Consider the following 257-nt stretch of genomic DNA (forward strand, 5'->3'; position numbering starts at 1 on the left):
TACTTTCCTATACCCTAAAAAAAGGACCTAACAATTTCGCAAAAGTTAGGTCCTTTTCGTTCTCATGCATCAGCTTTCCTTACAGGCAAACGTGTATTAGCCTTTCAGGTGAGCTTGTCCCGGACGCCAGTTTGCAGGGCACAGACCGCCGGATTGGAATGCTTGCAGCACGCGGAGTGTTTCGTCTACGCTGCGGCCAACATCCAGGTTGTGGATTACGGAGTACATCAGCGTGCCTTCCGGATCGATGATGAACA

General features: G+C 49.8%; 1 pseudogene. It reads right to left on the minus strand.

The window, feature by feature from the left end:
* Positions 1–96 precede the first annotated feature (96 nt).
* Positions 97–257, minus strand: a pseudogene (locus B2899_RS07145) (peroxiredoxin); the annotation flags it as partial.

The sequence above is a fragment of the Aneurinibacillus sp. UBA3580 genome, assembly GCF_002375825.1.
In the GTDB taxonomy this organism is placed as follows: Bacteria; Bacillota; Bacilli; order Aneurinibacillales; family Aneurinibacillaceae; genus Aneurinibacillus; species Aneurinibacillus danicus.